This is a genomic window from Parasynechococcus sp. (assembly GCF_042954245.1).
In the GTDB taxonomy this organism is placed as follows: Bacteria; Cyanobacteriota; Cyanobacteriia; order PCC-6307; family Cyanobiaceae; genus Parasynechococcus.
On the sequence record NZ_JBGKDP010000010.1, the window covers coordinates 1 to 3,214 of the forward strand.

The window sequence follows — 3,214 nt, forward strand, 5'->3', positions numbered from 1 at the left end:
AAGAACACCTGCGTGTTCGAGTACGGCGATGACCTGATGCTGGTGGATGCCGGTCTGGCCTTCCCGAGCGACGGCATGCACGGGGTGAATGTGGTGCTGCCTGACACCAGCTTCCTGCGCGAGAACCAGAAGCGGATCCGCGGCATGATCGTCACGCATGGTCATGAAGACCACATCGGTGGCATCGCCCATCACCTCAAGCACTTCAGCATTCCGGTGATCTACGGGCCGCGGCTGGCCCTCTCGATGCTTAACGGCAAGATGGACGAGGCTGGGGTCCGTGACCGCACCACCCTGCAGACCGTCGGTCCGCGCGATGTGGTGAAGGTGGGTCAGCACTTCTCCGTGGAGTTCATCCGCAACACCCACTCGATGGCCGACAGCTTCTCGCTGGCCATCTCCACACCGGTGGGAACCGTGATTTTCACGGGTGACTTCAAATTCGACCATACCCCAGTCGATGGCGAAAACTTCGACATGGCCCGCCTTGCTCATCACGGTGACAAGGGCGTCTTGTGCCTTTTTAGTGATTCCACCAACTCCGAGGTTCCTGGCTTCTGCCCGCCGGAGCGCTCGGTGTTCCCCAACCTGGATCGCCACATCGCCAATGCCGAAGGTCGGGTCATCGTGACCACCTTCGCCAGCTCGATTCATCGGGTGTCGATGATTCTGGAGCTGGCTCTCAAGAACGGCCGCAAGGTGGGGCTGCTGGGCCGCTCCATGCTCAACGTGATCGCTAAAGCACGGGAATTAGGCTACATGCGCGCGCCGGATGAACTGTTTGTGCCGATCAAGCAGATCAATGATGTGCCCGACCGCGAAACGCTGCTGCTGATGACGGGCAGCCAGGGAGAGCCGTTGGCCGCCCTGAGCCGCATCTCCCGCGGTGAGCATCCTCAGGTGAAGGTCAAGACCACCGACACGATCATTTTCTCGGCCAGCCCGATCCCTGGAAACACGATTTCCGTGGTCAACACCATCGACAAGCTGATGATCCTTGGCGCCAAGGTGGTCTACGGCAAGGGCGAAGGCATTCACGTCTCCGGCCATGGCTTCCAGGAAGACCAGAAACTGATGCTGGCCCTCACCCGGCCCAAGTTCTTCGTGCCGGTGCACGGTGAGCACCGAATGCTGTTGCAGCACTCCCGTACCGGCCACTCGATGGGGGTTCCGGTCGACAACACCCTGATCATCGATAACGGTGATGTGGTGGAGCTCACCCCGGATTCCATCCGCAAGGGCAATGCCGTGAAGGCGGGCATCGAGCTGCTGGATCAATCCCGCAACGGCATCGTCGATGCCCGTGTGCTGAAGGAACGCCAGCAGCTGGCGGAAGATGGCGTGGTGACGATCCTGGCCGCCATCAGCACCGATGGCGCCATGGTGGCTCCCCCCCGGGTGAATCTCCGGGGTGTGGTCACCACAGCTGATGCCCGCAAGATGTCGTTGTGGGTGGAGCGCGAAATCAAGTGGGTGCTCGAAAACCGCTGGAAGCAACTTTGCCGCAACACCGGTGGCAAGGCACCAGAAGTGGACTGGATGGGTGTGCAGCGTGAAGTGGAGGTGGGTCTTGGCCGCCGGATGCGCCGTGAACTTCAGGTGGAGCCGCTGATCCTCTGTCTGGTGCAGCCGGCTCCTGGCGGCACACCGGTCTACAAGGGTCGTGCGGATGCTGAGCCTGATGACCGTCCGGCTCCCCGCGGTCGCGGTGGTCGTGGCGGTGGCTCCCCTTATGGCCGTCGCAACGGTGGTGGAGGTGGAACCCCCGCTCCGGTGCGCAACAACCAGGGCAACGACCGCTCTGGCTCGGCAACTCAGGCACCCGTCCGTGCGGCGGCCGCAACCGCAGTGGTCGAGAAAGTCGCCCCCCAACCGGTTGCTGAAAAGCCTGCCCCGGAGCCCGAGATGCCTGCAGGCCGCACCCGTCGTCGTCGTTCAGCGGCCAGCTGAGCGGGCGAAAGCTCCTTTGCTCCTTTTGATCAGCCCCACCGGCTCCGTGGAGTCGGTGGGGCTTTTGATCTCAGGTTGGAGTTGGACTCGCAGCCACGATATCTCCACAAGATTTGTGGCCACAGGCTCCTGGGGTTTGAGCTCGATTGCGTTGAGGGGTGGCTCTTCTTCGCTGAGTACTGGTTCCTGGTTCGCCATCTCCACTGAATTGGCTTCAGGGGTGAGCGTTGGCTCAGGGCTTGGGAAAGGAGCCGGAGTGGGTGAGGTATCCGAAGCGGCATGGCTCGTGGTTCATCGTCACTGGACAACCACGGCATCGCGGTGACCACATCAGCCAGTGCTGGCTTGGCTTGATCGGGATCTGTGCTCAGGAAGGGGTCCTTCAGCAGGTCTGGGATGGCGCCATCGGTTGCGGGCGTCGTACCTGCTTCGCTGGCGATCTGTTCTGACCGGCAGCGCTCCAGTCCCTGTTCCGCCAGGGCTGCGATGGCAGTGCCCACTTCACCCGCCAAGACCCGTTGGTAGGAAAAGGCGGCTTGCTCCGGTTGCTGGAGACCATGCAGCTGGGTGTGACCCAGGAGCAACGACACCACCGCCCGCCAGCCCAAGACCAGCCTTGTGTCGTCCTCGTCGGATGCGCTTTGGAGTTGATCCCACAACGTTGAGGCGAGGCCATAGGCCCGTTCCGAGGCTTGGTAGTGCTGCTCGGAATCGGCGTCCACGCGTTGGGGGGGCCAGTCCCCCCGTTGTAGACCGTTAGTCGAGGTCGTGCGGTGAAGCGGTGCCTTGGACGGTGTGACGCTCTTCACCTCCCAGCCCGAAACCCGTATGCACCACCTGGAGCGCCTGGATGCCGGCGTCTTCCGCCACCACACAGCTGGTTCTGATTTCGCTGGTGGCGATCAGGCCGATGTTGATGCCTGCATCCGCCAGCGCACGAAACATGCGCCCTGCTGTCCCTGGTGTTGCCGGCATCCCAGCGCCTACAGCACTCACCCGGGCGATGGCCTCACCATCTTCCAGAGCCGCACCGGGCCATTGGGCCAGCAGGGGTGCCAGGGCCACATCGGCGCGGGCGCGGTCGTCTTTGCGCAGGGTGAAGGTAATGTCGCGCGATCCATCACTGTGTTGCCGTTCCGATTGAACGATGGCATCCAGGCTGATGCTGTTGTCCGCTAGGGCTGAACACAGCGCCGCTGCGGTGCCGGGTCGATCGGGCACGTGGCGAACACTCAGTTGCACCTGGTCGCGGTCGAGGGCGACG

3 protein-coding genes are annotated in these 3,214 nt (G+C 62.8%); 2 read left to right on the plus strand and 1 reads right to left on the minus strand.

The window, feature by feature from the left end:
- On the plus strand, nucleotides 1–1,950 hold a 1,950-nt coding region (locus ACGVJ8_RS00485; RefSeq protein ID WP_392344992.1), incomplete at its 5' end, for a ribonuclease J.
- 227 nt (nucleotides 1,951–2,177) lie between these two features.
- The gene (locus ACGVJ8_RS00490) at nucleotides 2,178–2,399 is read left to right on the plus strand and encodes a hypothetical protein (protein WP_392344993.1); all 222 of its coding nucleotides are present in this window, start codon (nucleotides 2,178–2,180) and stop codon (nucleotides 2,397–2,399) included.
- A gap of 307 nt (nucleotides 2,400–2,706) precedes the next feature.
- Here the strand turns inward: ACGVJ8_RS00490 and ACGVJ8_RS00495 are convergent.
- Nucleotides 2,707–3,214 (minus strand): ACT domain-containing protein (locus tag ACGVJ8_RS00495; RefSeq protein WP_392344994.1); only part of this gene is annotated, 508 nt, incomplete at its 5' end.